Genomic DNA, 25,300 nt, shown 5'->3' with positions numbered 1-25,300 from the left:
AAGCCCGGCCAACATTCGCCTTCACGCTTTTCGATCGACCGTAGGTTCACGATGCTCGGTGCCCTCGCCAAGAAGATTTTCGGCTCGTCCAACGACCGGCGCGTGAAGGGCTACCGTCCCCGTGTGGCCGAGATCAACGCCCTGGAGCCGCAGCTCGCCAGCCTGTCCGACGCGGATCTGCGCGCCCGCACCGACATGCTCAAGGGCGAACTCGCCGCCGGCAAGTCCCTCGACGATATCCTGATTCCCGCCTTCGCCACCGTCCGCGAAGCCGCCAAGCGCGCGCTCGGCCAGCGCCACTTCGACGTGCAGCTCATCGGCGGCATGGTGCTGCACGAGAGCGGCATCGCCGAGATGCGCACGGGCGAGGGCAAGACCTTGGTGGCGACCCTGCCGGTCTACCTCAACGCGCTGTCCGGGCTCGGCGTCCACGTGGTGACGGTCAACGACTACCTCGCCTCGCGCGACGCCGAGTGGATGGGCCGGGTCTACCGCTTCCTCGGCCTCACCGTCGGCACCATCGTGCACGGCCTCGACGACGAGCAGCGCAAGGCGGCTTACGCCTGCGACATCACCTACGGCACCAACAACGAGTTCGGGTTCGACTACCTGCGCGACAACATGAAGTACGAGCTCGGCCAGCTCGCCCAGCGCGGCCATAATTTCGCGATCGTGGACGAGGTCGATTCGATCCTCATCGACGAGGCGCGCACCCCGCTCATCATCTCCGGGCCAGTGGACGACCGCTCGGAACTCTACGTCTCCGTCGATGCGCTGATGCCGCATCTGGAGCGCGAGCATTACGACCTCGACGAGAAGCAGCGCACGGTCTCGCTCACCGAGAGCGGCAACGAGTTCATCGAGGACCTTTTACGCGGAGCGGATCTGCTGAAGGAGGGCGACCTCTACGACGCGCACAACGTCTCCCTCGTCCACCACGTGAACCAAGCGCTTCGCGCCCACACCCTGTTCACCCTGGACAAGGACTACATCGTCAAGAACGACGAGGTGGTGATCATCGACGAGTTCACCGGCCGCATGATGCAGGGCCGGCGCTACTCGGAAGGCCTGCACCAGGCCCTGGAGGCCAAGGAGCGGGTCACGATCCAGCCCGAGAACCAGACGCTCGCCTCGATCACCTTCCAGAACTACTTCCGCCTCTACACCAACCTCGCCGGCATGACCGGCACGGCCTCGACGGAGGCCGACGAGTTCGCTGAGATCTACAAGCTCGAAGTGGTCGACATCCCGACCAACAAGGAGGTCGAGCGCGTCGACGAGGACGACGAGGTCTACCGCACGGTGGGTGAGAAGTACGACGGCATCATCGCGGAGATCGAGAAGGCGCATGCACGCCATCAGCCGATCCTCGTCGGCACCGGCTCCATCGAGAAGTCGCAGCATCTGGCCGAGATGCTGACCAAGGCCGGCTTCACGCCGCTCGACTACTCGGATCTCAACGCGCTCACCGACGTCTACGCCGCTGCGCGCGAGGGCCGGGTGACGAAGCGCTTCGCCGTGCTCAACGCCCGCTTCCACGAGCAGGAGGCCTACATCGTGGCGGAGGCCGGCGTGCCCGGCGCCATCACCATCGCGACCAACATGGCCGGGCGCGGCACCGACATCAAACTCGGCGGCAACGTTGAGATGCGCGTCGAGAAGGAGCTCGCGGGCATCCCCGAAGGCGCGGAGCGCGAGGCCAGGATCGAGGCGATCAAGGCCGAGATCGCCGAGTACCGCGAGAAGGTGCTGGCCTCGGGCGAGCCGGCCGATCCGGAAGCGGGCCGCAAGAAGGCCCTGCCGGGCGGCCTCTACATCATCGGCACCGAGCGTCACGAATCCCGCCGCATCGACAACCAGCTGCGCGGCCGCTCCGGCCGCCAGGGCGACCCCGGCCGCTCGAAATTCTACCTGTCGCTCCAGGACGACCTCATGCGGATCTTCGGGTCCGACCGCATGGACGGGATGCTGACGCGGCTGGGCCTCGAGCAGGGCGAGGCGATCATCCACCCCTGGATCAACAAGGCCATCGAGAAGGCGCAGCAGAAGGTCGAGGCGCGCAACTTCGACATGCGCAAGAACGTGCTCAAGTACGACAACGTCATGAACGACCAGCGCAAGGTGGTGTTCGAGCAGCGTCGCGACTTCATGGGCCAGGACAGCGTGCGCGACACCGTCGACGAGATGCGCCACGGCGTCGTCGACGATCTCGTCGCGGTCCACGTCCCCGAGAACGCCTATGCCGAGCAGTGGGACGTCGAGGGTCTGCGCGAGCGCGTCCAGACGGTGCTCAACCTCGACGTGCCGGTGGAGGATTGGGCCAAGGAGGAGGGCATCGCCGACGAGGAGATGCGCGACCGCCTGCGCCAAGCCGCCGACGACGCCTACGCGGCGCGCACGGAGAAGAACACGCCCGAGGTGATGACCTATGTCGAGAAGCAGGTGCTCCTGCAGACCCTCGACCATCTCTGGCGCGAGCACCTCGTCACCCTCGACCACCTGCGCCAGGTGGTGGGCTGGCGCGGTGTGGCCCAGCGCGATCCGCTGAACGAGTACAAGTCGGAGGCGTTCGACCTGTTCAACGGCCTCGTCGGTTCGCTCCGCGAGCAGGTGACCCAGCAGCTCGCGCGCATCGAGATCATGTACGAGGACCCCGCGTCCGAGGAGACGCCGTTCGCCTCGCCCGCCCTCCCGCCGATGTTCGCCCAGCACCTCGATCCCGTCACCGGCGAGAACGAGATGGACTTTTCGGGTCGCGGCACGGGCAGCGACGGCGGGGCCGGGCCGGCCTACGGCTACGCCGCGCAGGCGATGCCCACGGACACGGCCGTCCTCGAGCGCGACCCCACGGACGCCACGACGTGGGGCCGGGTCGCGCGCAACGAGCCCTGCCCGTGCGGCTCGGGCAAGAAGTACAAGCACTGCCACGGCGCCTTCGCCGCCTGAGCCCATGCCCATCCCCATGGCAGAGACAGCTTACGGCATCGAGCCGGACCTCGACGTGGCGGAGTTCCGCCGCGTCCTCGTCGAGTCGGGATTGGCGCCGCGCCGTCCCGCCGACGATGTTTCGCGATTGTCCCGGATGTTGGCGGCGGCCGACCTCGTCGTCACCGCCCGCCGCGAGGGCGCCCTCGTGGGGGTGGCGCGAACCCTCACCGACTTTTCGTTCTGCGCCTATCTGTCGGATCTCGCCGTGTGCGCGTCCGCGCAGGGGCTCGGCATCGGCCAGGGCCTGATCGCCGCGACCCGCACGGCCGTCGGCCCGCAGGCCTCGCTCCTGCTGACGGCCGCCCCCGACGCCATCACCTTCTACGAGCGCATCGCCATGCCCCGGGTGCCCGATGCTTTTCGGTACGACCGGGACGTGTGAGAATCGGAGCTACGCAGCCTGGAGCAAGGCCCGGCCGGCCTCGTGAAGCGGCATGACCGTGATGCCCTCCGCCTGCGGATAGGCCTCCGTACCCGGGTAGACGAGGATGCGGCGCTCGGGATCGAGATCCTCGCAGGCGTGATGAAAGCCGCGCTCGACGCTGGGGCTGAGGCTGCGCTTGATTTCGATGGCCCAGGGCTTCCGCCCCGGCAGTGTCAGGACGAGATCGACCTCCGCGCCCGCCGCCGTGCGATAGAAGTTCGCCTGCGTTCCGGCGGGCGCTGTCGCGATCAGCGTCTCAATGACGAACCCCTCCCAACTCGCACCGGCCACGGGGTGACCGAGGACATCCTCCCGCGTGCCGAGGCCCAGGAGCGTGTGGACCAGACCACTGTCGCGGATGTAGAGGCGCGGCGACTTGACGAGGCGCTTGCCGATGTTGGCGTGCCAGGGTTCCAGCCGTCGCACCAGCAGCAGATCGACGAGGAGATCGAGGTAGGAGGCCACGGTCTTGCCATCGACGCCGAGCGCTCGAGCAAGGTCGGACGCATTGAGAAGGCCCGACTGGCGATGAGCCAGCATGGTCCAGAGACGGCGCAGGGTCTCGGCCGGGATGCGCGGCCCGAACAGGGGAACGTCGCGCTCGAGATAGGTCCGGATGAAGTCCTGCCGCCAGGACTGGCTGATCCGGTCGCTCGCGGCCAGATAGCTGTCGGGAAAGCCGCCCCTGATCCAGAGGCGCTCGACCTCTCCAACCGGCACTTCGAGGCCATCCACGGGACACATTTCGAGATAGGCGATGCGACCGGCCAGACTCTCCCCGGATTGCTTCAGCAAATCGACGGAGGCGAAGCCGAGGAGCAGAAACCTCCCCGTCCGCAGGCCCATTCGGCGGCCGCGATCGATCAGGCCGCGCAGGGACTGAAACAGTTCGGGCGCTCGGTGGACCTCGTCGAGGATGACGAGGGCGTGCGCGTGACCGGCGAGGTAAAGCTCGGGTTCGGCGAGCTTGGCCCGGTGGGACGGTGCTTCGAGGTCGAGATAGACGGACGGTCGCTCGTCGCCGATGTCGAGGGCCAACGTCGTCTTGCCGACCTGACGCGGGCCGAGCAGGGCCACGGCGGGCGATTGCCCGAGGGCCTGTCGGAGGTCGTTCGCGACGCGACGCTCAATCATCCTTGCATTTATGGAATCTGATTCCGGATTTGCAAGGTTATTCTCTCAGGAGACGGGTCGGGCGCCGGCCTTCACACCGTCACCTGGGTCCCGACTTCCACCACGCGCCCCGTGGGAATCTGGAAGAAGTCCGTGGCGTCGTTGGCGTTCTTGGCGAGCGTGATGAAGATCCGGTCCTGCCACAGCGGCATGCCCGAATGGGCCGCCGGTCGGATGGAGCGCCGGGACAGGAAGAACGAGGTCGCCATGATGTCGAACTTGAAGCCCTGCTTCTTCAGGAGCGTCAGGGTCCGGGGGATGTTGGGCGATTCCATGTAGCCGAACTTCATCACCACCTTGGAGAAGTGCGGGCCGATGGGCTCGATGCGGACGCGGTCGGCCGCGCGGGCGCGGGGCGTGTCCACGGTTTCCACCGTGAGCACCACGTTCTTCTCGTGCAGCACCTTGTTGTGCTTGAGATTGTGCAGCAGGGCCGCCGGCGCGATGTAGGGGTCGCTCGTGAGGAACACCGCCGTGCCGCGCACGTGGTGGGGCGGGCTCTTCTCCAGCATGCCGACGAGTTCGGCGAGCGGCACGTCGGTCTTGCGGGTCTTGTTGATGAGGATCGCCACTCCGCGCACCCAGGTCCACATCACGACGATGAGGGCGCCGGCGAACAGCAGGGGCACGTAGCCACCCTCGAACACCTTGAGCAGGTTCGACAGGAGGAACAGGAATTCGAGGGCGGCGAACGGCAGGATCGCGAGGCCGGCGGCGAGCGGCGACCACTTCCAGGTCTTCCACAGCACCAGGAAGGCGAGGCTCGCGGTGATCAGCATCGTGCCGGTGACGGCGATGCCGTAGGCCGAGGCGAGGGCGGCGGAAGAGCGGAACAGGATCGCCAGGATCACCACGCCGACCATGAGGAGCGCGTTGATCTGCGGCAGGTAGATCTGCCCCGAATGCGATTCCGAGGTGTGGCGGATCTCCAGGCGTGGCAGGAGGCCGAGCTGGATCGCCTGCCGCGACAGGGAGAAGGCACCGGTGATCACCGCCTGGCTCGCCGTCACCGTGGCGGCGGTGGCGAGCAGTACCATGGGCAGCAGGCCCCATTCGGGCACGAGCTGGAAGAACGGATCGGTCGTATCGGGTTTCGCCAGCACCAGGGCGGCCTGGCCGAAATAGTTGAGCACGAGGCACGGCGCCACGAGGTAGAGCCACGCGATCTGGATCGGCCGGCGGCCGAAATGCCCGAGATCGGCGAACAGGGCCTCGGCGCCCGTCACCGCGAGGAACACCGCGCCCAGCGCCACCAGGGCGCCGGTGCCGTGGCCGAGCAGGTAATGCAGGGCGTAGTACGGGTTGATGGCCCAGAACACGTCCGGCGTCGCATAGATGTGCGGCAGGGCGGCGAGCGCCATGGCGGCGAACCACACGGCCATCACCGGTCCGAAGAAGGTCGCGACCTTCCCCGTCCCCCGGTTCTGGATGAGGAACAGCGGCACGATGATCGCGATGGTGATGGGCAGCACGTAGGCCTCGAAGGCCGGGGTGACGAGTTTCAGCCCCTCCACCGCCGACAGCACCGAGATGGCGGGGGTGATGATGGCGTCGCCGTAGAACAGCGAGGCCCCGAGCAGGCCGAACATGAACACGATGCGCGAGCCGCCGAGGGCCGAGCGGGCCAGGGCCATGAGCGAGAGGATGCCGCCCTCGCCGTTGTTGTCCATCCGCATGAGAATGACGACGTACTTGATGGTGACGATGAGGAGCAGAGCCCACAGGATCAGGGAGGCGACGCCGAGCACCTCCTCGCGCAGGAGAATGCCGTCGGCGCGGGCCGAGACCAGGGCCTCGCGGAAAGCGTAGAGCGGGCTCGTCCCGATATCGCCGTAGACGACGCCGATGGAGCCGAGCACCAGGGTCCACAGGCTGGCGGGCGCGTGGGCGCGGCCCGTCTCCGTTTCGATGCCCGGCGCGGAAGGGTCCCCGCCCTCGGGGGTGGGACCGGGCGCGCTCGGAATGGCGGATTGCGTCATGCGGCTCGATCGCGACGTGTTGCGAACCCGGTTCTTTCGCAAGGTCCCCTCGGGAGCGCACGAAGAACGGCGGGGCCGGTCCCGACGGTGTCGGGCGGCAGGGACTAGTCTACGTTCACGCTATCACGCAGCGCAGCACGCGAGAACGGCAACCTGCCGAGGATCGCCGTTCGGCCAACAGGCATGGCGCGTGCCGCCGAAGGGGCTGCGAAGCAGATTACTCCGCGGCGCTGCGGGCGCCGGAGCCGAAGCGGCGCTCGATGTAGTCGGTCACCACGGTCTCGAAATCCTTGGCGAGGGTCGGCCCGCGCAGGGTCATGGCCTTCTTGCCGTCGATGAAGACGGGGGCGGTGGGGGTCTCGCCGGTGCCGGGGAGCGAGATGCCGATATCGGCGTGCTTCGATTCGCCCGGACCGTTGACGATGCAGCCCATCACCGCGACGTTGAGACCCTCGACGCCCGGATAGGCCTTCTTCCACTCGGGCATCGACGTGACGATCCAGTTCTGGATGTCGCGGGCGAGTTCCTGGAAGGTCGTGGAGGTGGTGCGTCCACAGCCCGGGCAGGCGGCCACGAGCGGTACGAACGTCCGAAATCCCATGGTCTGCAGGAGTTCCTGCGCGGCCTTCACCTCGACGGTGCGGTCGCCGCCCGGCTCCGGTGTCAACGAATAGCGGATGGTGTCGCCGATGCCTTCCTGCAGCAGCACGCCGATGGCGGCCGAGGCGGCGACGAGGCCCTTCGAACCCATGCCGGCCTCGGTGAGGCCGAGATGGATGGCGAAGTCCGAGCGGCGCGCCACCTCGCGGTAGACGGCAATGAGGTCCTGCACCGCCGAGACCTTGGCCGAGAGGATGATCCGGTCTTTCGGCAGGCCGAGTTCCACGGCGCGCTCGGCCGAGGAGAGCGCCGAGCGCACCATGGCCTCGCGCATCACCGCGCGGGCGTCGATGGGCCGTGGGAGCTTGGCGTTCTCGTCCATGAGGTGGGTCAGGAGCGCCTCGTCGAGGGAGCCCCAGTTGGCGCCGATGCGCACGGTCTTGCCGTAGCGGATCGCCTGCTCGACGATGGTCGAGAACTGCGTGTCCTTCTTCTCCTTGAAGCCGACATTGCCCGGGTTGATCCGGTACTTGGCGAGCGCCTCGGCGCAGGCCGGATGGTCGGCGAGGAGCTTGTGGCCGATGTAGTGGAAGTCGCCGACCAGGGGCACGTGGATGCCGATGCGGTCGAGGCGCTCGCGAATCTTCGGCACCGCCACGGCCGCCTCGTCGCGATCGACGGTGATGCGCACGAGCTCCGAGCCGGCGCGCGCGAGCTGAGCCACCTGCGCTACTGTACCGTCGATATCGGCGGTGTCGGTGTTGGTCATCGACTGCACGACGATGGGGGCACCGCCGCCGACCATGACGGCGCCCTCCCCGGACCCGACCATGACGCCGACCGTGCGGTGGCGGGGGCTGGGACCGGCGATCTCGGGGGCAGTGCCGCTGATCGGGTTGGCGGGGGTCGCGTCCATGGCTTCCATCGTTGATCCGTGCGCTCCCGGAACCTCCGCCGGCTCGGCGGCCTTCCGTCTGCGAGGGCGCCGTCTGGCCCGGCCAGGCGATCCGGCCGGTGGCGTCCACGACGCCCTCTCGTCTACGCTCTCAACCATTCAGCTGAGATGACGGTGGGCGGGCGTCAAGCCCGCGCCGTCGGTGATCAAGGGGCGCTGGTCTCTTGTCAGCCCCATCCCATGTCCGATCCAGGGCGAGATGTCGAGTTCATCCCGACGGTCGATGGATGGCTGCACTGCGTCCGCATGAGGGAACCCGGCGCATCCCGGCCCGATTGTTGCCCTGTCGCATCATATATTGCGGTGCACCATCCGTCCTGGAGGCCCCATGCTCGACGCGAACCAGCAAGCACCCATCGATTCGCCGGCCGATATCGGCCCAGGTGGCTCGTGCCCGGATCATGCCACCGCGCCGACGCGCGTGCTCGCCGGCCCGCGCGCGGAGAAGACCGTCGCCCTGGCGCTGCAGGGCGGCGGTGCGCACGGCGCCTTCACCTGGGGCGTCCTCGACGCACTGATCGAGGACGGGCGCCTCGGCTTCGAGGCGATCACGGGGGCCAGTGCCGGGGCCATGAACGCCGTGGTGATGGTCGACGGCTGGCTCGAGGGTGGCCCCGACGGCGCGCGCACAGCCCTGGAGAAATTCTGGCGCGAAGTGAGCCTCGACAGCGATCTCTGGCCAGCCCAGCGCGGGGCCCTGAACGGTCTCTTCGCCCTGTGGAAGGACAATCCCGTCGTCGAGTTCTGGGGCCGGGTGATCAAGACCAGCCCCTACGCGTCGAACCCGCTCAACTACAATCCCCTGCGCAAGGCGCTCGCCGCACAGGTGGATTTCGAGCGCCTGCGCAAGGCCGAGACGGCGGCCGTGTTCGTGTCGGCCACCAATGTCTGGACCGGTAAGCTCGCGGTCTTCGAGCGCGCGGATCTGAAGGTCGACCACCTCATGGCCTCGGCCTGCCTGCCGACGGTGTTCCAGGCCGTCGAGATCGACGGCGTGCCCTACTGGGATGGCGGCTACCTCGGCAACCCGCCGCTCTATCCCCTGTATCGGGGGGCGGAGACCCGCGACATCCTCCTCGTGCAGATCAATCCGGTGGAGCGGCGCGAGACCCCGCGCACGCAGCAGGAGATCCAGGACCGGCTCAACGAGATCACCTTCAACGCCAACCTCATGCGCGAATTGCGCGCCATCGATTTTCTCGACGGCCTCATCGCGGAGGGCGTGCTCGGCCAGGGCGGCTACAAGTCGCAATACGTCCATCGCATCGACGGCACCGGGGCGCTCGACGACTATCAGGCCTCCTCGCGCCTCGACGCGCGCTGGCGGGTGTTCGAGCGCCTGCGCGACAAGGGCCGGGGCGCGGCCCAGGCCTGGCTCGCCGAGACCTACGATCAGGTCGGGCGGACCTGCAGTCTGAACCTCCAGGCGACCTATCAGTGAGAATGGCCCGCCGGTAGGAATGTCCCGTCGATCGGGGCGGCACGCGCGGGCACGGCGACATTCGCGGGCGGACGGGATTAATCCCGCCGCTTCGCGCGTTGTACTCTCATGACGACCGAACCGATCCGGCCCGGCTCCGCCACCTCCATCGTCGATCTCATGGTGCCCCTGCGGCGCTACGCGCGATCGCTGACCCGCGACAGCCTGCGGGCCGACGACCTCGTGCACGATGCCCTGGTGCGCGCCCTCGAATCCGGTCAGATCCACCGGCCGAACACCAACCTGCGCACCTGGATGATGACGGTGCTGCACAACGTCTTCATCGACGAGCAGCGCCGCCGGCGCGTGGAATCGCGCCACGCCGATGCCCTGGTGCAGATGAGCGAGGAGGTCGCCCAGCCGGCCCAGGAGGCGCAGGTCCGCCTCGCCCAGATCCGCCGCGCCTTCCTCACCCTGCCGGAAGAGCAGCGCGCCGCCCTTCATCTCGTGACCCTGGAAGGCATGGCCTACGCTGATGCCGCCGCGGTCCTCGGCATCCCCATCGGCACCCTGATGTCGCGGCTGGGCCGCGGCCGTGCCGCCCTCAGGGCGTTCGAGGAGGGCGAGCGCGCCCCCCCGGATCAGCAGAGCCGCCCGCCGCCGGAGCGTCCGCGCCTGCGTCTGGTGCCCCAGCAGGCTGAGGCGAGCGCGGGCGCCGGGCTCGGCGGACGGGCCGCGGGAAAGAGCTGATCGGCCCCCGGAGAAGTCCGTACCAGGACAGGGCCCGGCAGCGGGCCGGATCGGGTTTCCGGGCCGATCATCCAGGCCCATGAAAATCGAAGGACAAGGGTCGGTGCGTCGTCAACGGGGTCTTTCGGGTCCCGTGATAGGCTCGCCGTCCCCGAAACAGAGCCGAAGGCGTCGCCATCGCGGTGACGGACCGACCGATCTGGCCGGAAGACCATCGGCGCCGAGGCGCAGGCCAGAACCGAATGGAAGCGACAGCGATGGTCGACCCGATCACAGACACCGATCTCACCGCCTTCGTCGACGGGCAGCTCGACGTGATGCGACGCCTCGACGTGGAGGCCCACCTCGGGCGCAATCCCGAGATCGCGGCCCGGGTCATGGCCGAGATGCACGATCGCGATGCCCTGCGCGAGGCCTTCGCCCGGATGCCCGGTCCGGGGCCGGAGCGAAACCGCGCCGCGGCCCGACGCCTCGACCGGTCCCTGGCCTGGCGCCGTGTCGGCGACCGTCTGCGCCGCGCCGCCGTGATCGCCCTGCTGGTGGGCGCCGGGTGGCTCGCCCATTCGGACAGCTTCCTGCTCGGCGTGCCCGACACCTTCGCGGCTCCGGTGGATCCGACCCTGGTGGCCGACGCCCGCAACGCCCGCGAGGCGGCGCAGATCCGGGGGCGGCTGGCCGCGCAGCGCACCACCACCTACGACCGCACCGGGATCGCCGGGGCCACGGGCATCGCCCTCCCGGATCTCCCGGGCGACTGGACCGTGCGCGACGTGCAGATCGTACCCGCCCGGAACGGCACGGGCGTCGAGGTGGTGATCGATGCCGGGGCCCTGGGCGAACTCTCCCTGTTCGCGACCCAGGGCGGCAAGGCCGGTCCGGGCGAGGGCGAGGTGGCGAGTCCCGGCGATGGCGAGACCGCCTATTGGATCGTCGGCCGCACGGCCTACGCCCTGAGCGGCAGCCGCGATCATGCCGGTCTTCAGGTCGCCGCCCGGCGGTTGGCCGCGAATCCGACGAAGCTGTAGGGGCCGCGACCCGCCGGTCCCGAATTGTGACCGCGCGCGGGTTTCAGGCGGCGGCGAGGCGCCGGCGTGCCAGGGTCCGGATGCTCCGGAACGGCAGGAGCACTACCCGCACGGCGGCGGCGAGGGCAAGGACAACGACAACCGTCAGGACGACCATCAGAGTTTTGACCATCGGGGTACCTGCTTCGTGAGCGGAAGGTCGCGGCTCCGGCGGGAGCCCGATCCGTGTGTCCGAGTGAGCTCCCGAACTTCGGCGAAACTGAGAGGGTCTGCCCGGGGCGTCGCATCCCGACATCATGACCACGGGAGCCGGGAGACGGATGCGCGTACATCCGGCGTCATCCGTCCCGGCCTCGTGGTTTCCTCCGGCCGTGGAGCGAAGCCGCGTCCGGGATGAGCGAGAGAATGCGCCCGGATGGTTAATGAACCGTGATCGGTACGGGGTGCCGCGTCGAAACCGCCGGACGGACGAGCGGGCCCCGATCGCCTGCCCCGTCGAGACGGGACCAAAAGCCTACAGCATGGACGGGACGGTGTCGGCGGCGAGGATCGCGCGCGCCTCTGCCGCGTCGATATCCATGCGGGCGATGAGGTGTTCGGCCGACTCGAAGCGCTCCTCGCCACGGATATGGCCCAGAAATTCCACCGTGATGGCCTGGCCGTAGAGGTCGCCGGAGAAATCGAACAGGTTGACCTCGAGAAGGGGCGCCCCGTCGTCGAAGGTCGGCCGGCGGCCGTAGCTCGCAACCCCGTCCCGCAGGCCGCCGTCGGGCAGGGCCGCCCGCACGGCGTAGATCCCGTGCGCGAGACCGCAGGCGGGAAGCGCGACATTGGCCGTGGGGTAGCCGAGGGTGCGCCCGCGCTTGTCCCCGTGCTGCACATTCCCCGAAACGAACCAGCGATAGCCGAGCAGCGCGTTGGCCCGGGCGACGTCGCCCTCGGCCAGGGCCGTGCGGATCGCACTCGATGAGACCGGCTCCATCGCATCCTCCGGGGAAACGGGTGGCAGGGATACGGGTGGGATGACGCGGCAGCTCAGGCCTGCGCCCGCGCACAGGTCGGCCAGGACGGCCGGCGTGCCCTCGCGCCCGCGGCCGAAATGGAAGTCGTGGCCGACGACGACGCCCGAGAGGCCGAGGTCGCGCACGAGCAGGGACTCGACGAAAGCCCGTGCGCCGGTCCCCGCCAGCACCGCATCGAAGCGGCGCACGATGAGGCCGTCGAGGCCGAGATGGGCGAACACCCGCTCCTTGGCCGCCGCGTCGGACAAACGGAACATCGGCAGATGCGGCGCGAAATACGCCCGCGGATGCGGCTCGAAGGTCAGGGCCACGGCCGGCCGGCCGGCCTCGGCGGCGGTCTCGCGCACGGCGGCGATGAGGGCGCGATGCCCGAAATGGACGCCGTCGAAATTGCCGATGGCCGCGATGGCGCCGGCGATGGCCGATGGCACGGGCTCATCCTCGCGACAGACCGTGAAACGCCGGCCCGGCGCGGGAATCGGGTCCGGCAAGGCTGTCCTGTCGCCGGGCGGCATCTTATCCTAACGGTGCTGTGGCTCGGTGGACGCGGGTCCGACGCGCCGCGTCGGCGGCGGAACCTGTCGAAATCCGCCGGGAGGGTCAAGCGACGACCACGCCCCGCACCGGCACGCCTCGCTCCGGGATGCCGACACGACGCCGCAGTTAACCGCTTCGCAAGTCGATGGGCCGTAGTTTCACGATCAAGGGGCACGAACATCGATTTGCCCCGGCCCAATCCCGAGCCGCCGCGGCGTGAGCGCATCGGCCTCGACCTGACGGAGCACACGCATCCATGGCCCTCGATCTCGGCATGCCGATCCTCGTCGTCGATGATTATCAGACGATGGTCCGTATCATCCGCAACCTCCTGAAGCAGCTCGGTTTCGAAGAGGTCGACGACGCCTCCGACGGTACCGCCGCCCTCGCTCGCCTCAAGAACCGCAAGTACGGCCTCGTGATCTCCGACTGGAACATGGAGCCGATGACGGGCTACGAGCTGCTGCGCCACGTGCGGGCCGACGAGGCCCTGCGCACCACGCCGTTCATCATGGTCACCGCCGAGTCGAAGACCGAGAACGTCATCGCCGCCAAGAAGGCCGGCGTGAACAACTACATCGTCAAGCCCTTCAACGCCGCGACGCTCAAGAGCAAGATCGAGGCGGTCTGCGGCGCCTGACGCGGGCGCCGATCAGTCGGTTCGCGTCTCGGCCCGGCCGTGTCGCGTTGATACGAATGCCCCCGCCATCCGGAGCGGATCGCGCGGGGGTCGCCCGAGGCGCACACACGCCAACACGTCGCGTGAACGAACGGCACAGGGGAGGCGGGAGTCGATGGCACTCGCAAACAGGGCGCGCAAGGCGAACACCGCGCCGGAGAAACCGTCCCTGGTTCGGGAGCTCGTAGAGATCGCAGATTACATCGCGCATCTTCGCACCGAGATCGCCGCCCTGCGGGCCAACGAGCTGACGCGTGATCGTCTGCCCATGGCCCACGAGGAACTCGGCTGCGTGGTGGCGGCGACGGCGGGGGCGACGAACTCGATCATGAACGCGGCCGAGGAGATCCTCGGCCTGCCGGACGACAAGAACTATCGCCCCGCCGTCGAGGCGCGGATGAACGACATCTTCGAGGCCTGCACCTTCCAGGACATCACCGGCCAGCGGATCACCAAGGTCGTCGAGGCCCTGCGCCAGCTGGAGAGCCGCCTGTCGCGCTTCGCCTCAGCCGTGAAGGCCCGCGACGAGGGCGGCATCGATCCGGAAGAGGTCGAGCGCCGCGTGCGCAGCGAGCTGCTGATCCTCAACGGACCGCAGATCAACGGACCGGCGACGGCACAGGACGCCATCGACGCGATGTTCGCCTGAACACGTCTACCAGACGAGACGCTCGATGATGGCGTCCGGCCGCACGGCCTGACGGCCGAGCCATTCGGCGACGTCGCCGAGGGCGGCCGCCTCGGCCGCGAGCCCCAGTTCCTCGGCATGGATGCCGCGCGCGACGAGGAGGTTCGGGAGTCCGAACGCCGATGCACCGGCGATGTCCGTGCGCAGGGCATCGCCCACGGCCAGAACCCGCGCGGGCGCCGGTGCCGCGAGGCCGTCGAGGGCGCCGGCCATGTCGAGGGCCGCCGCGTAGACGGGCCGATACGGCTTGCCCGCATAGGTGACCCGGCCGCCGAGCGCCGCATAGGCCTCGGCGATGAGGCCGGCACAGGGAATCAGCAATCCGGCGCGCTCGACCACGAGGTCGGGGTTGGCGCAGATCATCGGCACGTCGCGGGCGCGCCACTCCTCCAGGGCCGGGCGATAATCGTCGGCCGTCTCCCGGGTGTCGTCGAACAGGCCGGTACAGACGATCGCCTCCGCCTCCCCGGCGGTGACGCGGCGGATGTCGAGGCCGTCGAAGATCGGCGCGTCGCGCTCCGGCCCGAGATGATGGATGCGCGCGCCCGGCGTCTGGGCGAGGAGGCTGCGGGTGAGATCGCCCGAGGTCAGGATGGCGTCGTAGGCCTCGCGCGGCACGCCGTATCCGTCGAGAATCGCCTGGACCCCGGCCCAGGGGCGGGGCGCGTTGGAGACCAGCACCACCCGGCGCGGACGCGTCCCACCGGGCAGGCCACGGAATCGGATCAGGGCCTCGCCCGCGCCGGCATGGGCACGCACGCCATCGTGCAGCACGCCCCAGACATCGCACAGGATCACGTCGAAGCGGTCGGCGATGGCGTTGAGCCCTGGGATCGTGGGCACGGTGTCGGTCATGCGGGGGCCTGCGGCGTCGGGGTATGGTTCGCCGCCCGGTTAGGCGTGGACGCGGGTGAAATCAACGCTGGCGGATCGGGCGGGCCCCTAACCGGCCCGTCGCAAAAAATCCCGGAACGGGCGACGCTGGGGCGGCGGCTCGGGCTCGTCGCCCGCCGACGGGGCCGGCTCGGGCGCCGGCGGCGGGGCGGCCAGCACCTCGGCGCGCACGGCGCGGGCGGGGGCGAACACCGTCCCCTGCGCTCTCGGCACGTTGAGGTCGATGAGATCCGGCACGTCGGTCTCGCGCTCGACGCGGTCGGCGACGAGCTGGATGCCGGCCCGGCCCAGGGCAGCGACGAGATCCTCGAGCGCGAGGTCGGGCATGGCCTGATGGGTGCCGGGCCGCAGGAGCATGTCGGCGGGCACCTTCACCTGGCTCACGCCGCGATCGGCCAGGGCGGACGGATCGAGGCGCAGGTCCACCGGCCGGTCGAGGGTGAAGCCGATGGCATCGCGCAGGTCGGCCAGGGCTCCGGCCTGCTCGGCATCGAGGCTGCGCCAGCTCGTCTGCGGCAGGGCCACGACGAGGCGGCCGGCGAGTTCGGGCTCGTCGGCCACGAGTCGGCCCAGGGACCGCAGGAAGCCGGGCTCGAACAGGGAGAGCGGCGACAGGCCGTAGGCGACGGCCGCCCGGCTGCCGCGTCCGGCCAGATGGCGCGCCACCGTGGCCGTGCGCTGGAGCATCCGGCGATCGAGGTCGGTGGTTCGGCCGTGGCGCTCGAGGATGGGCAGGAAGGCGTCGGGCGCCAGGAGGTCGCCGGACGGGAGATCGCCCGGACCGGCAACGCGCAGGCGCGCCACCGCCTCGTAGGAGATCACCTTGCGCTGCGGCAGGGAGACCACGGGCTGGAGGTGGACCTCGAGGCCGATCCCGTCGAAGGCCGCCAGGATCGCGCCTTCGCGGGCCGCCTCGCGCGACGCAACCGCGCGGGCGGCCACATCGAGAGGTCGCGGCGTCCACGGCGCGGCCGGAGGCGGCCCTTGCCGGGGAACCACGACGATCTCGGGGGCGACGGGCAGCGGCTTGGGCGCCGGGGGCACGGGCACCACCTTCAGGCCGGCGATCTCTCCGTCCTGCGCCGCGACCACGGCGGCGAGTTCGCGCACGATGCCGCTGAGGAGACCGATCTCGGCGGTGACCTCCTCGACGCCGGCGGCCAGCGCCGCCGTGTCGGCACCGGCCTTCGCGTCGGGACCGGCCCCATTGGCGCGCACCTGCTGCTCGGCGATGAGGCGGGTCACGGATTCGAGACGCAGGAGGCGCTGGGACAGCACATCGACCTCGCCCGAGAGCTTGTCGCAGCGGGCGGCCAGGACCTTCGCCCGGCGATGGGCGAGGAGGGCGCCGGCACCAGCGGCCGTGGCCAGTGCGAACGCACCGCTGAGGGGGGCATAGACGGACAACGGCACCAGGGCGCCGAGTCCCAGGACACCAAGGACCCACGGGCCGCCACGCCGGCCGACGATCCGGGCCATCGGGATGATCTCACCTCAGAACGCATCTGCGATTTCGAGGCCGGTGCCGCGGGACGGCGCCGGCCTGAATGCTCTTTGTCGCCGAGACGCCGGGTCCTCACAAGACGCACGGCCCGTGGCCCACGGCGATTTTTCCCCTGTGTGACCTGAGCTTTCCGCCTCCGCGCTTGCATCGCCTCCGCGCCGGATCAACATGGCCGCCGGGGCGCGCGACGCGGAAAGGTCCCAAGGCCCATGGACACGAGACAATCGGATCTGCTGATCCAGGTGGACGGGATGACTTGCGACGGCTGTGCCGAGGCCGTGCGGCGGGCGATCCTGCGCCTCGACCCCGATGCCCGGGTGGCGGTGGACCTCGACCACGGCCGCGTCGCCGTCACCACCCGCGAGCACAGCCGAACCGTGGCCGAAATCCTGACCCAGGCCGGCTACACGGCCACGGCCATGATCAGTTGAAGGACTCCGACCGGTGGAAGGATTGGGACCGGTTGCGGGACCGCTGATCCCAAACGAAATTTTGTCCGCGCGTTGAAAATTTCCCAAGCGCTTTTCCTTGCCCCTTCCATCAAACTGGTGTGATCGAACACAGTGCGGTTCCGCGCGCGCCTCACGGTGCCGGAACCGCACACGCCAAACGCGCGCTTCGGCGCGAAGAAAAAAATCGGGAGAGACGAGGCATGCCGTCAGACATCGAGATCGCCCGCGCGGCGACCCTGAAGCCGATCACCGAGGTCGCCGCCAAGATCGGCATCCCGGAGGACGCGCTCCACAATTACGGTCGGCACATCGCCAAGATCGACCACGGCTTCATCAAGGGCCTCGAGGGCAAGCCCGAGGGCAAGCTGGTCCTCGTCACCGCCATCAGCCCGACCCCGGCTGGCGAGGGCAAGACCACCACGACGGTGGGCCTTGGCGACGCGCTCAACCGCATCGGCAAGAAGACCGTGATGTGCCTGCGCGAGCCGTCGCTGGGTCCCTGCTTCGGCATGAAGGGCGGCGCGGCCGGCGGCGGCAAGGCCCAGGTCGTGCCGATGGAGCAGATCAACCTGCACTTCACCGGCGACTTCCACGCCATCACGTCGGCCCATAGCTTGGCCGCCGCCCTCATCGACAACCACGTCTACTGGGCCAACGAGCTCAACATCGATGTCCGCCGCATCCACTGGCGCCGCGTGGTCGACATGAACGACCGGGCCCTGCGTTCGATCACCCAATCGCTCGGCGGCGTCGCCAACGGCTTCCCGCGCGAGGACGGGTTCGACATCACCGTGGCGTCGGAAGTCATGGCGGTGTTCTGCCTCGCGCGCGATCTCGACGATCTGGAGGCGCGGCTCGGCCGCATCGTCATCGCCGAGACCCGCGACCGCAAGCCGGTGACGCTGGCCGACGTGAAGGCGACCGGCGCCATGACGGTGCTGCTCAAGGACGCGCTTCAGCCGAACCTCGTCCAGACCCTGGAGGGCAACCCCGCCCTCATCCATGGCGGCCCGTTCGCCAACATCGCGCACGGCTGCAACTCGGTCATCGCCACCCGCGCCGGCCTCAAGCTCGGCGACTACGTCGTCACCGAGGCCGGCTTCGGCGCGGATCTCGGCGCCGAGAAATTCATCGACATCAAGTGCCGGCAGGCCGGTCTGAAGCCCTCGGCGGTGGTGATCGTCGCCACCGTGCGCGCCCTCAAGATGCATGGCGGCGTCTCGAAGAAGGAACTCGGTTCCGAGAACCTCGAGGCCCTGGAGAAGGGCTTCGCCAACCTCGCCCGCCACGTCGCCAACGTCCGGAGCTTCGGCCTGCCGGTCGTCATCGGCGTCAACCACTTCTACGCCGACACCGACGCCGAGCACGCCAAGCTGAAGGAACTGTGCCGGGACAGGCTCCAGGTCGAGGCCATCACCTGCAAGCATTGGGCGGATGGCGGCGCCGGCGCCGAGGAACTCGCCCAGGCCGTGGTGAAGCTGGCGGAGGGCGAGCAGAAGCCCCTGACCTTCGCGTACGAGACCGAATCGAAGCTCACCGACAAGGTCCGCACCATCGCGACGAAGCTGTACGGGGCCGCCGACATTCAGGTGGAATCGAAGGCCGCTACCAAGCTCGCCCAGTTCGAGAAGGACGGCTACGGCCAGTTGCCCGTCTGCATGGCCAAGACCCAGTACTCGTTCTCCACCGACCCGAACCTCATGGGCGCGCCCGACGGCCACGTCATCGCGGTGCGCGACGTGCGGCTCTCGGCCGGTGCCGGCTTCGTCGTGGTGATCTGCGGTGAGATCATGACCATGCCGGGCCTGCCCAAGGTTCCGGCCTCGGAGGGCATCCACCTCGACGCCAACGGCCAGATCGAAGGCCTGTTCTAGGCCCGACGTCCGGAGGCCCCGAGGGGCCTCCGGGCTAATTCTCACTGCGCGGGCTGCGGCGCCGTCTCCGCCGGGGCGGTCTCGTTCGGAGCACCGGCCGGTATCGGCGGCAGCAGCACGTTCTTGGTGATGTTGCCCTCGGGGCCATACTCGCCGGCCACAGCCAGACATGCCTTCTCGCGGTTGAGCTGCATCTGGTTCGACATCAGGGCGAAGATGGTCTGGACCCGACCGCCGAACGGCCCGCGCGGGCCGACATCGGCGGCGCGCGTCCCCTGCTTTTCCAGCAGCGCGTCGAACTGATCGGCACCGATGCGGTAGCCGCAGACATTGGCGGCGGCGAAGATGTAGGCGGCGAATTCCAGCGCCCGGGGTTGGGGCGCGTTGCGGATCTGGGCCTGCGCGGCGGCCGGCAGGGCGAGCGCGAGGCTCAGGGCAAGGATGGGGCGTGCGGGCATCGGGCGTTTCCTCGGAGTGCGGCGGCTTCTTAAATTCCGCTTATGCGCCCGCCGGAGATAGAACGGCGTCCCCCCGCCTCCAAGGGGCCGCGTCGCCTCATCCGAAATCCGCTCGATCCCTTCGGGATGGCGGATTTGGGCTTCGCTCGCTCGGATGCCGCGCGGGCTCGCCGATACAGCCCCCGCTCTAATCGAGCGGAGCCTGTATCAGGCCAGACTCCAATCGATGGGCGCGACACCGTGCGCCACCAGCCAGGCGTTGGCCGCCGCGAAGGGCTGCGAGCCCGGAAAGTCGCGCTGACGGTTCAGGGGCGAGGGGTGGCCGGATTCGATGACGCCGTGGCGCTCCGTGTCGATGAGGGCGGCGCGCGCCCGGGCCTGGGCGCCCCACAGCAGGAACACCGCCGGCGCCGTCCGCTTCGAGACGGCCTCCACCGCCTGATCGGTGAGCGAAGCCCAGCCGTAGCGCAGGTGCGCGCCGGACTTGCCCTGCTCCACCGTCAGGGCGGAGTTCAGCAGCAGGACGCCGCGCCGCGCCCAGGGGGTGAGGTCGCCGCGGGTCGGTTTGGCCGGCGCCTCGGGGAGTTCGGCGAGGATCACCTTGAGGGAGGCCGGCAGGCGTCGCGACCCGACATAGGAGAAGGCCAGGCCGTTGGCGTCGCCCGGCGTCGGATACGGGTCCTGGCCCAAGATCACCGCCTTGACCGCGTCGAGGGGCGTCAGCGCCAGGGCGTTGAAGATGTTCTCCGGCGCCGGCAGCACGGTGAGGCCTTCGGCGATGCGCTCATCGACCCGCATCGCCACGGTGTCGGCCGCGCCGGCGGCGAAGAACGGCAGATCGAGCCAGGGCGAGCCCGAGCGGCGAAACCGCGCGAGGGCGTCGGCGACGGGGCCTGTCATCGGCAAAACATCCTCAGCGCGTCAGGATGCGCCCCTCGGAGAGAACGGCGAGGGGCGCGTTGGCCCGGATGTAGGCCATCACCGCGTTGGCGACGAGGGTGCCGTCGGTGCGGCCGATGAGGGTGCGGCCCCTGGCCAGTTCGCCGTAGCCGTTGCCGCCGTCGTAGAGGAAGTTGTTCGAGGCCACCGTGTAGGTCCTGTCCGGGTCCAGCGGCGCGCCGTCGTGGCTCAGGGCGACGACGCGGGACCCGACCGGGGCGGTCGGATCGACGGTGACGACGAGGCCCGAGACGTGCGGGAAGCGTCCCGCCGGGCGGCCGAACTCCGCGAAACCCGTCTCCAGGAGGGCGCGGATCTGCGCGCCGGTGAGCGAGACGAGGACCGTGGTGTTGCCGAAGGGCAGTTCCATGAGGATGTCGCGGCGCGTCAGGACGCGGCCGGCCGGATAGAGGGTGTCGCCCCGGATGCCGCCGCCGTTGGTGATGGCCAGATCCGCCCCCGTGCCGGCGCGCAGGGCGTCGGCCACGAGGTTGCCGAAGCTCGCCTCGCGGATGCGCACGGCGGCGATGCGGCTGTCCAGCGGCAGGCGCGTCTCGCCAACGGCGACGTCGAGTTCGCGCGACAGGTCCCCTTCGAGGCGCCGGACCACCGCGAGGGTCTCGGGGTCCGGAACGACGCTGGCGGAGTCATAGACGCGAAAGTTCGGGCGCCAGGTCACCGTCCGGGCCTTGCCCGGCCCGGTGACCGTCACGGTGACGTCGATGGCGGTGACGAAATGCGCGTCGAAGCTCGATTCCACCATCACGGTCTGACCGTCGTAGCGCAGCGCCAGATCGTGGTCGTGGCCCGACAGGAGGATGTCGACGAGGCGCCCGGCGACGATGGCCTCGTCCGTGACCCGCCCCGTGTGGCAGACGCCGACCACGAGGTCGGCGCCTTCCGTGCGCAGGCTTTCCGCCTCGCGCGCCAGGGTCTCGAGTTCGGGGGCGAAGCGCAGGTCACCCGATTGCGACTTGTCCGGCGTGCCGGCGAGCGCGATGCCGACGACGCCGACCCGGATGCCGCCGAGGGTCACCAGGGTCCGGTCGCGAATTCCGCGCAGGGGGCGCCCCTCGCCATCGCGAAGATTGGCGGCGAACGCCGGAAAAATCGCCTCGCCCATGCGCCGGGCGAAGATCGCCGGGCCGAAATCGAATTCGTGGTTGCCCGGCACGAACACGTCGGGCGGTGCGATGTTGAGGAGTTCGACGATGTGCGCGCCCTGGTCGAAACCAGACATCAGGGACGGCGACAGGGTGTCGCCGGCATGCGCGTAGAGGAGCGGCACGCCGCGCGCCCGCTCGGCCTTCACGATGGCGTTGAGGCGGGCGAAGCCACCGCGCCCCTCGGTCTCCGACATCCGGTAGAGGTCGTTGACGAGGAGCAGGGTGAAGGTCGGTTCGGGGACGGGGGCTGCCGCCCGGGCCTCGGAGCCCATCCCGGCGGCGAGACCCGCGCCGAGCCCGAGGCCGAAGGTCTGGCGACGGTTGGGGCGCGGCATGGGGAGGGTCTCGGCGGCGGCTGGGGGTTCCCGTTCTAGGGCAGCTCCCGCGACGGAAAGACGACGGGGCTCGTCAGCGTGCCACGAAGGTGTCGCGCACGGCCTTGGCGTTCCTTCGCAGCATCGGCCAGATCCAGGCGCCCGAGGCGAGGTAGGCGCCCGCCGGCATCGGCTTGAGGTCCACGGCGAGGCGCTCGGCGAGACCCGGCACGGCGAGGTCTCCCATGGGCGCATCGGTCTTGGCATAGACCACCGTGGTGTCCTCGCGCCAGTATTCGGGGTGGGGCACGAGGCCGGCCCGGCGCGCCGTGAGGTCGAAGGTCTCGCGCACGAAGCCGTGGACGTGGGCGAAGTGGAAGCGCTCGTGCGGCGGCTTGCCCGTGGCCGCCATGTTCGGCACCGCCGCGTAGAGCACGCCGTCGGGCTTGAGCCAGCGCGACAGGCGCGCCATCACGTCGGCGGGGTCGCGCAGGTGCTCCATGACGTGGTGGGTGGTGATCACGTCGAAATGCCCGGCCGGGAAGCGCGTGTCGTCGGCGTCGTCCAGCACCTCGACGCCGTGCTGCGTACGGGCATAGGCGGCGTAATCCCTGCCCGGCTCGACCCCGATGGCCTCGCAGCCCTTGGCGCGGACGGCGGCCAGGAACTCGCCCGAGCCCGAGCCGAAATCGAGGACGCGGGCGCCGGCTTTAAGCTTCGGCGCGAGGAGGTCGGCACGGAAGGTCGCCTCGCGGGCCGAGCGATTGAGGTGGTTGCGCGGCGGCCCGCCGGCGAAGGCGAGCTGGTAATCGGCCCGGTAGGCGGTGGCGTAGTAGTCGGCCAGCTCCGCCGGGGTCGGCATCGGGTCCGTGCGGATGAGGCCGCATTGCTCGCAGGCGATGGAGCGCAGGGTCTTCAGCCGCCGGTCGGTCTCGGCCACCGTCACGCTGCGCGTCGAGCCGCAGAGATTGCAGGCCGTCGGGGCACCCGTATAGGGATAGCCGGTGAATGGCATGAAGTGGTTGAAGAAGTACCGGGGAGACGGCATGTCGCGCCCTAATCCATCGGGTGATGCTGGCAGGCCGCCTGCTCTAGATAGATATCCCCGCTGACACAACTTTGTCGCCCCCCGCGGCGAACCCGGAAACCCGATGACCGAACGCGTCGCCCCGACGTCCCTGCAGGACAGCATGCCGCTCCAGACCAGCACCGCCCCGCTCCCCGCCGAGCATCCGCCCGTGCGCTGGGGCCGCATCGGCGTGCTCCTGACCAATCTCGGCACGCCCGAGGGCACGAGCTACTGGCCCATGCGCCGCTACCTCAAGGAGTTCCTGTCGGATCGCCGGGTCATCGAGGTGCCGCGCCTGATCTGGTGGCCACTCCTCAACCTCATCATCCTGACGAAGCGCCCGGGGCCGAAGGGCCGCGACTACGCCTCCGTGTGGAACAACGAGCGCGACGAGGGACCGCTCAAGACCATCACCCGGGGCCAGGCCGAGGGCCTGCAGGCGGCCATGGGCGACGACGTCGTCGTCGACTGGGCCATGCGCTACGGCAAGCCCGAGATGGACAAGCGCATCCAGGCGCTCCTCGACCAGGGCTGCGACCGCATCCTCCTCGTGCCGCTCTATCCGCAATACGCCGCCGCCACCTCGGCCACCGCCTGCGACCAGGCGTTCAAGGCCCTGATGAAGATGCGCTGGCAGCCGACCTTGAGAGTCTCGGCGCCCTATCACGACGATCCGGTCTACATCGAGGCCATCGCCACCTCGATCCGCGAGGGCCTGGCCAAGCTCGACTTCGAGCCCGAGGTGATCCTGACCTCGTTCCACGGGGTGCCGAAGAGCTACCTCCTCAAGGGCGACCCCTACCATTGCCAATGCGTGAAGACCGGCCGCCTCGTGCGCGAGGCCCTGGGCTTCTCGACGGACAGGATGCGCACCACCTTCCAGTCGCGCTTCGGCAACGAGGAATGGCTGCGCCCCTACACGGACGAGACCGTGCAGGAGCTGGCGAAAAGCGGCGTGAAGCGCATGGCCATCGTGGCGCCCGGCTTCTCGGCCGACTGCCTCGAGACCCTGGAAGAGCTCGACGGCGAGAACCGGCACTATTTCGAGGACAATGGCGGCGAGCGCTTCGCCTACATCCCGTGCCTCAACGACGGCGCATTGGGCCTCAAGGTGATTGAGACCGTGGTCCGGCGTGAATTGCAGGGCTGGCTCTAGTCGCCAAGCCGGATTCCGGTTGCTACGAGGGCGCGATGACGAGGCGGGCGGACCCATGATGAACCCGGAGACCGGCAGCGCGATCGCCGGCGGACAATCGCACGGTACGGCGCGCCTGCTCGCCCAGTTCGCGGATGCCGGCTACGGCGCCGTGACCCCGCCGGTGCTGCAGCCCGTGGAACCGTTCCTCGAACTGTCGGGCGAGGACATCCGCCGGCGCATCTTCGTGACCCAGGATGCCGGCGGCGCCGAGCTGTGCCTGCGGCCGGAATTCACGATTCCCGTCTGCCGCCACCATCTGGCGCACGGCGCCGTGGGACCGGCCGACTACAGCTATTGCGGGCCGGTGTTCCGCCTGGGTCGCGACGAGCCGGACGAGTTCCTCCAGGCGGGCATCGAATCCATTGGCCGCACGGACATTCCGGCGGCGGATGCCGAGGTCCTCGGCCTCGCCCTGGAGGGCCTCGCCGCCATGGGCCGCAGCGACGTCGCCGTGCGCCTCGGTGACATGGGTCTCCTCGATGCCCTCCTCGACGCGCTGGCCGTGCCCCCGGCCGCCAAGCGCCGAACCCTGCGGGCCATCGCGGCCGGCCGGTCGCTGGACGAAGTCACCAACGGCGTGCGCCAGGAGGACCCCCACGCGGGTCTGCTCGCCGCGATCCAGGGGCAGGACCCCAAGGGCGTGCGCGCCTTCGTGGAGGACGTGCTGTCCATCGCCGGCATCTCCCGCGTCGGCGGGCGCAGCGCCGGCGAGATCGCCGAGCGCTTCCTGTCGAAGGCCGCCGCCCAGGCGAGCGGGGGCGCCGGCCTCAATTCGGAGAACCGCGCCCTCGTCGAGCGCTACCGTGCCATCGCGGGCGATCCCGACGCGGCGGCGGCGGCCATGCGCGAGCTCATCCGCGCAGCCGGCCTCGACCATCCGCCCCTGGAGGCGGCGCTCAGTCTGTTCGAGGAGCGCACGGGCTTCATGGCGGCCCGGGGCCTCGCCGTCGAGCGCTTTGCCTTCTCGGGCGGCTTCGCGCGCAACCTCGACTACTACACCGGCTTCATCTTCGAGGTGACGGCGGCCGGCCCCGCCACGCCGCCCCTCGTCGGCGGCGGCCGCTACGACGGCCTCCTGCAGCACCTCGGCAGCCCGATCCCGGTGCCGGCGGTGGGCTGCGCCGTCTGGCTCTCGCGGGTTGCCCCTTCCGACACCTCCCATGCCCGAACCTCCCATGGCTGAGCCGGCGCC

21 protein-coding genes are annotated in these 25,300 nt (G+C 69.6%); 11 read left to right on the top strand and 10 right to left on the bottom strand.

Annotated features, from left to right (window positions below; translation table 11 throughout):
- Positions 1 to 51 precede the first annotated feature (51 nt).
- Entirely contained in the window at positions 52 to 2,946 is a 2,895-nt protein-coding gene (gene secA, locus MKK49_RS04740; protein WP_244026909.1) for a preprotein translocase subunit SecA, read from the top strand.
- A 16-nt stretch (positions 2,947 to 2,962) separates the two neighbouring features.
- Positions 2,963 to 3,370: a GNAT family N-acetyltransferase gene (locus MKK49_RS04735; protein ID WP_244026908.1), complete on the top strand. Its 408-nt coding sequence runs from the start codon at positions 2,963 to 2,965 to the stop codon at positions 3,368 to 3,370.
- Between the two features lie 9 nt (positions 3,371 to 3,379).
- Here the strand turns inward: MKK49_RS04735 and MKK49_RS04730 are convergent, their stop codons facing one another.
- From MKK49_RS04730 to ispG, 3 genes are all read right to left on the bottom strand, one after another.
- A complete protein-coding gene (locus tag MKK49_RS04730) occupies positions 3,380 to 4,546 on the bottom strand; it encodes an ATP-binding protein (protein ID WP_244026907.1) in 1,167 nt (388 codons plus the stop codon).
- Positions 4,547 to 4,617: 71 nt separating this feature from the next.
- The gene (locus MKK49_RS04725) at positions 4,618 to 6,564 is read right to left on the bottom strand and encodes a potassium transporter Kup (RefSeq protein WP_244026906.1); all 1,947 of its coding nucleotides are present in this window, start codon (positions 6,562 to 6,564) and stop codon (positions 4,618 to 4,620) included.
- A 217-nt stretch (positions 6,565 to 6,781) separates the two neighbouring features.
- The gene (gene ispG / locus MKK49_RS04720; protein WP_244026905.1) at positions 6,782 to 8,089 is read right to left on the bottom strand and encodes a flavodoxin-dependent (E)-4-hydroxy-3-methylbut-2-enyl-diphosphate synthase; all 1,308 of its coding nucleotides are present in this window, start codon (positions 8,087 to 8,089) and stop codon (positions 6,782 to 6,784) included.
- A gap of 358 nt (positions 8,090 to 8,447) precedes the next feature.
- Here ispG and MKK49_RS04715 point away from each other — a divergent pair, with 358 nt between their 5' ends.
- The 3 genes from MKK49_RS04715 to MKK49_RS04705 all read left to right on the top strand — a co-directional run bounded on the left by MKK49_RS04715 (position 8,448) and on the right by MKK49_RS04705 (position 11,314).
- The gene (locus MKK49_RS04715; RefSeq protein WP_244026904.1) at positions 8,448 to 9,560 is read left to right on the top strand and encodes a patatin-like phospholipase family protein; all 1,113 of its coding nucleotides are present in this window, start codon (positions 8,448 to 8,450) and stop codon (positions 9,558 to 9,560) included.
- Between the two features lie 108 nt (positions 9,561 to 9,668).
- The gene (locus tag MKK49_RS04710; protein WP_244026903.1) at positions 9,669 to 10,289 is read left to right on the top strand and encodes a sigma-70 family RNA polymerase sigma factor; all 621 of its coding nucleotides are present in this window, start codon (positions 9,669 to 9,671) and stop codon (positions 10,287 to 10,289) included.
- A gap of 257 nt (positions 10,290 to 10,546) precedes the next feature.
- Entirely contained in the window at positions 10,547 to 11,314 is a 768-nt protein-coding gene (locus MKK49_RS04705) for an anti-sigma factor family protein (protein ID WP_244026902.1), read from the top strand.
- Between the two features lie 514 nt (positions 11,315 to 11,828).
- Here MKK49_RS04705 and MKK49_RS04700 read toward each other — a convergent pair.
- Complete coding sequence (locus MKK49_RS04700) at positions 11,829 to 12,851, bottom strand: bifunctional riboflavin kinase/FAD synthetase (RefSeq protein WP_244026901.1); 1,023 nt, start codon at positions 12,849 to 12,851, stop codon at positions 11,829 to 11,831.
- A 278-nt stretch (positions 12,852 to 13,129) separates the two neighbouring features.
- Here MKK49_RS04700 and MKK49_RS04695 point away from each other — a divergent pair, with 278 nt between their 5' ends.
- Both MKK49_RS04695 and MKK49_RS04690 read left to right on the top strand, forming a co-directional pair.
- On the top strand, positions 13,130 to 13,513 hold the full coding sequence (locus MKK49_RS04695; RefSeq protein WP_018046001.1) for a response regulator: 384 nt from the start codon (positions 13,130 to 13,132) through the stop codon (positions 13,511 to 13,513).
- A 154-nt stretch (positions 13,514 to 13,667) separates the two neighbouring features.
- Positions 13,668 to 14,201 carry a protein phosphatase CheZ gene (locus MKK49_RS04690; RefSeq protein WP_244026900.1) on the top strand — a complete coding sequence of 178 codons (534 nt, stop codon included), beginning with the start codon at positions 13,668 to 13,670 and terminating at the stop codon, positions 14,199 to 14,201.
- A 6-nt stretch (positions 14,202 to 14,207) separates the two neighbouring features.
- Here MKK49_RS04690 and MKK49_RS04685 read toward each other — a convergent pair whose 3' ends face one another.
- Entirely contained in the window at positions 14,208 to 15,095 is an 888-nt protein-coding gene (locus MKK49_RS04685) for a TIGR01459 family HAD-type hydrolase (protein ID WP_244026899.1), read from the bottom strand.
- 87 nt (positions 15,096 to 15,182) lie between these two features.
- Entirely contained in the window at positions 15,183 to 16,613 is a 1,431-nt protein-coding gene (locus MKK49_RS04680) for an EAL domain-containing protein (protein ID WP_244026898.1), read from the bottom strand.
- A 234-nt stretch (positions 16,614 to 16,847) separates the two neighbouring features.
- Here MKK49_RS04680 and MKK49_RS04675 point away from each other — a divergent pair, with 234 nt between their 5' ends.
- Complete coding sequence (locus MKK49_RS04675) at positions 16,848 to 17,069, top strand: heavy-metal-associated domain-containing protein (protein WP_244026897.1); 222 nt, start codon at positions 16,848 to 16,850, stop codon at positions 17,067 to 17,069.
- 221 nt (positions 17,070 to 17,290) lie between these two features.
- Positions 17,291 to 18,964 (top strand): formate--tetrahydrofolate ligase, encoded by a 1,674-nt coding sequence (locus tag MKK49_RS04670; RefSeq protein ID WP_244026896.1) that lies wholly within the window; start codon positions 17,291 to 17,293, stop codon positions 18,962 to 18,964.
- Between the two features lie 41 nt (positions 18,965 to 19,005).
- Here MKK49_RS04670 and MKK49_RS04665 read toward each other — a convergent pair whose 3' ends face one another.
- The 4 genes from MKK49_RS04665 to MKK49_RS04650 form a co-directional block, all read right to left on the bottom strand.
- Positions 19,006 to 19,422, bottom strand: a complete 417-nt coding sequence (locus MKK49_RS04665; protein WP_244026895.1) for a hypothetical protein — start codon at positions 19,420 to 19,422, stop codon at positions 19,006 to 19,008.
- 207 nt (positions 19,423 to 19,629) lie between these two features.
- On the bottom strand, positions 19,630 to 20,322 hold the full coding sequence (locus tag MKK49_RS04660; protein ID WP_244026894.1) for a uracil-DNA glycosylase: 693 nt from the start codon (positions 20,320 to 20,322) through the stop codon (positions 19,630 to 19,632).
- Between the two features lie 13 nt (positions 20,323 to 20,335).
- The gene (locus MKK49_RS04655) at positions 20,336 to 21,862 is read right to left on the bottom strand and encodes a bifunctional metallophosphatase/5'-nucleotidase (protein WP_244026893.1); all 1,527 of its coding nucleotides are present in this window, start codon (positions 21,860 to 21,862) and stop codon (positions 20,336 to 20,338) included.
- A 73-nt stretch (positions 21,863 to 21,935) separates the two neighbouring features.
- Positions 21,936 to 22,889: a class I SAM-dependent methyltransferase gene (locus MKK49_RS04650; RefSeq protein ID WP_244026892.1), complete on the bottom strand. Its 954-nt coding sequence runs from the start codon at positions 22,887 to 22,889 to the stop codon at positions 21,936 to 21,938.
- Between the two features lie 103 nt (positions 22,890 to 22,992).
- Between MKK49_RS04650 and hemH the strand changes: the two genes are divergently transcribed.
- The gene (gene hemH / locus MKK49_RS04645) at positions 22,993 to 24,066 is read left to right on the top strand and encodes a ferrochelatase (protein WP_244026891.1); all 1,074 of its coding nucleotides are present in this window, start codon (positions 22,993 to 22,995) and stop codon (positions 24,064 to 24,066) included.
- A gap of 55 nt (positions 24,067 to 24,121) precedes the next feature.
- The gene (locus MKK49_RS04640) at positions 24,122 to 25,291 is read left to right on the top strand and encodes an ATP phosphoribosyltransferase regulatory subunit (protein ID WP_244026890.1); all 1,170 of its coding nucleotides are present in this window, start codon (positions 24,122 to 24,124) and stop codon (positions 25,289 to 25,291) included.
- Positions 25,292 to 25,300: the final 9 nt, after the last annotated feature.

It is taken from the genome of Methylobacterium sp. J-090 (assembly GCF_022829345.1).
GTDB lineage: Bacteria > Pseudomonadota > Alphaproteobacteria > Rhizobiales > Beijerinckiaceae > Methylobacterium.
This window is presented reverse-complemented; position numbering and strand designations above follow the sequence as displayed.

Coding starts and splice junctions, on each gene's coding strand:
- MKK49_RS04735 (WP_244026908.1), top strand. CDS start 2,963: ATGGCAGAGACAGCTTACGGCATCGAGCCGGACCTCGACGTGGCGGAG.
- MKK49_RS04640 (WP_244026890.1), top strand. CDS start 24,122: ATGATGAACCCGGAGACCGGCAGCGCGATCGCCGGCGGACAATCGCAC.
- MKK49_RS04680 (WP_244026898.1), bottom strand. CDS start 16,613: ATGGCCCGGATCGTCGGCCGGCGTGGCGGCCCGTGGGTCCTTGGTGTC.
- hemH (WP_244026891.1), top strand. CDS start 22,993: ATGACCGAACGCGTCGCCCCGACGTCCCTGCAGGACAGCATGCCGCTC.
- MKK49_RS04650 (WP_244026892.1), bottom strand. CDS start 22,889: ATGCCGTCTCCCCGGTACTTCTTCAACCACTTCATGCCATTCACCGGC.
- MKK49_RS04705 (WP_244026902.1), top strand. CDS start 10,547: ATGGTCGACCCGATCACAGACACCGATCTCACCGCCTTCGTCGACGGG.
- MKK49_RS04670 (WP_244026896.1), top strand. CDS start 17,291: ATGCCGTCAGACATCGAGATCGCCCGCGCGGCGACCCTGAAGCCGATC.
- MKK49_RS04675 (WP_244026897.1), top strand. CDS start 16,848: ATGGACACGAGACAATCGGATCTGCTGATCCAGGTGGACGGGATGACT.
- secA (WP_244026909.1), top strand. CDS start 52: ATGCTCGGTGCCCTCGCCAAGAAGATTTTCGGCTCGTCCAACGACCGG.
- MKK49_RS04685 (WP_244026899.1), bottom strand. CDS start 15,095: ATGACCGACACCGTGCCCACGATCCCAGGGCTCAACGCCATCGCCGAC.
- ispG (WP_244026905.1), bottom strand. CDS start 8,089: ATGGAAGCCATGGACGCGACCCCCGCCAACCCGATCAGCGGCACTGCC.
- MKK49_RS04690 (WP_244026900.1), top strand. CDS start 13,668: ATGGCACTCGCAAACAGGGCGCGCAAGGCGAACACCGCGCCGGAGAAA.
- MKK49_RS04695 (WP_018046001.1), top strand. CDS start 13,130: ATGGCCCTCGATCTCGGCATGCCGATCCTCGTCGTCGATGATTATCAG.
- MKK49_RS04700 (WP_244026901.1), bottom strand. CDS start 12,851: ATGCCGCCCGGCGACAGGACAGCCTTGCCGGACCCGATTCCCGCGCCG.
- MKK49_RS04655 (WP_244026893.1), bottom strand. CDS start 21,862: ATGCCGCGCCCCAACCGTCGCCAGACCTTCGGCCTCGGGCTCGGCGCG.
- MKK49_RS04665 (WP_244026895.1), bottom strand. CDS start 19,422: ATGCCCGCACGCCCCATCCTTGCCCTGAGCCTCGCGCTCGCCCTGCCG.
- MKK49_RS04660 (WP_244026894.1), bottom strand. CDS start 20,322: ATGACAGGCCCCGTCGCCGACGCCCTCGCGCGGTTTCGCCGCTCGGGC.
- MKK49_RS04710 (WP_244026903.1), top strand. CDS start 9,669: ATGACGACCGAACCGATCCGGCCCGGCTCCGCCACCTCCATCGTCGAT.
- MKK49_RS04730 (WP_244026907.1), bottom strand. CDS start 4,546: ATGATTGAGCGTCGCGTCGCGAACGACCTCCGACAGGCCCTCGGGCAA.
- MKK49_RS04715 (WP_244026904.1), top strand. CDS start 8,448: ATGCTCGACGCGAACCAGCAAGCACCCATCGATTCGCCGGCCGATATC.
- MKK49_RS04725 (WP_244026906.1), bottom strand. CDS start 6,564: ATGACGCAATCCGCCATTCCGAGCGCGCCCGGTCCCACCCCCGAGGGC.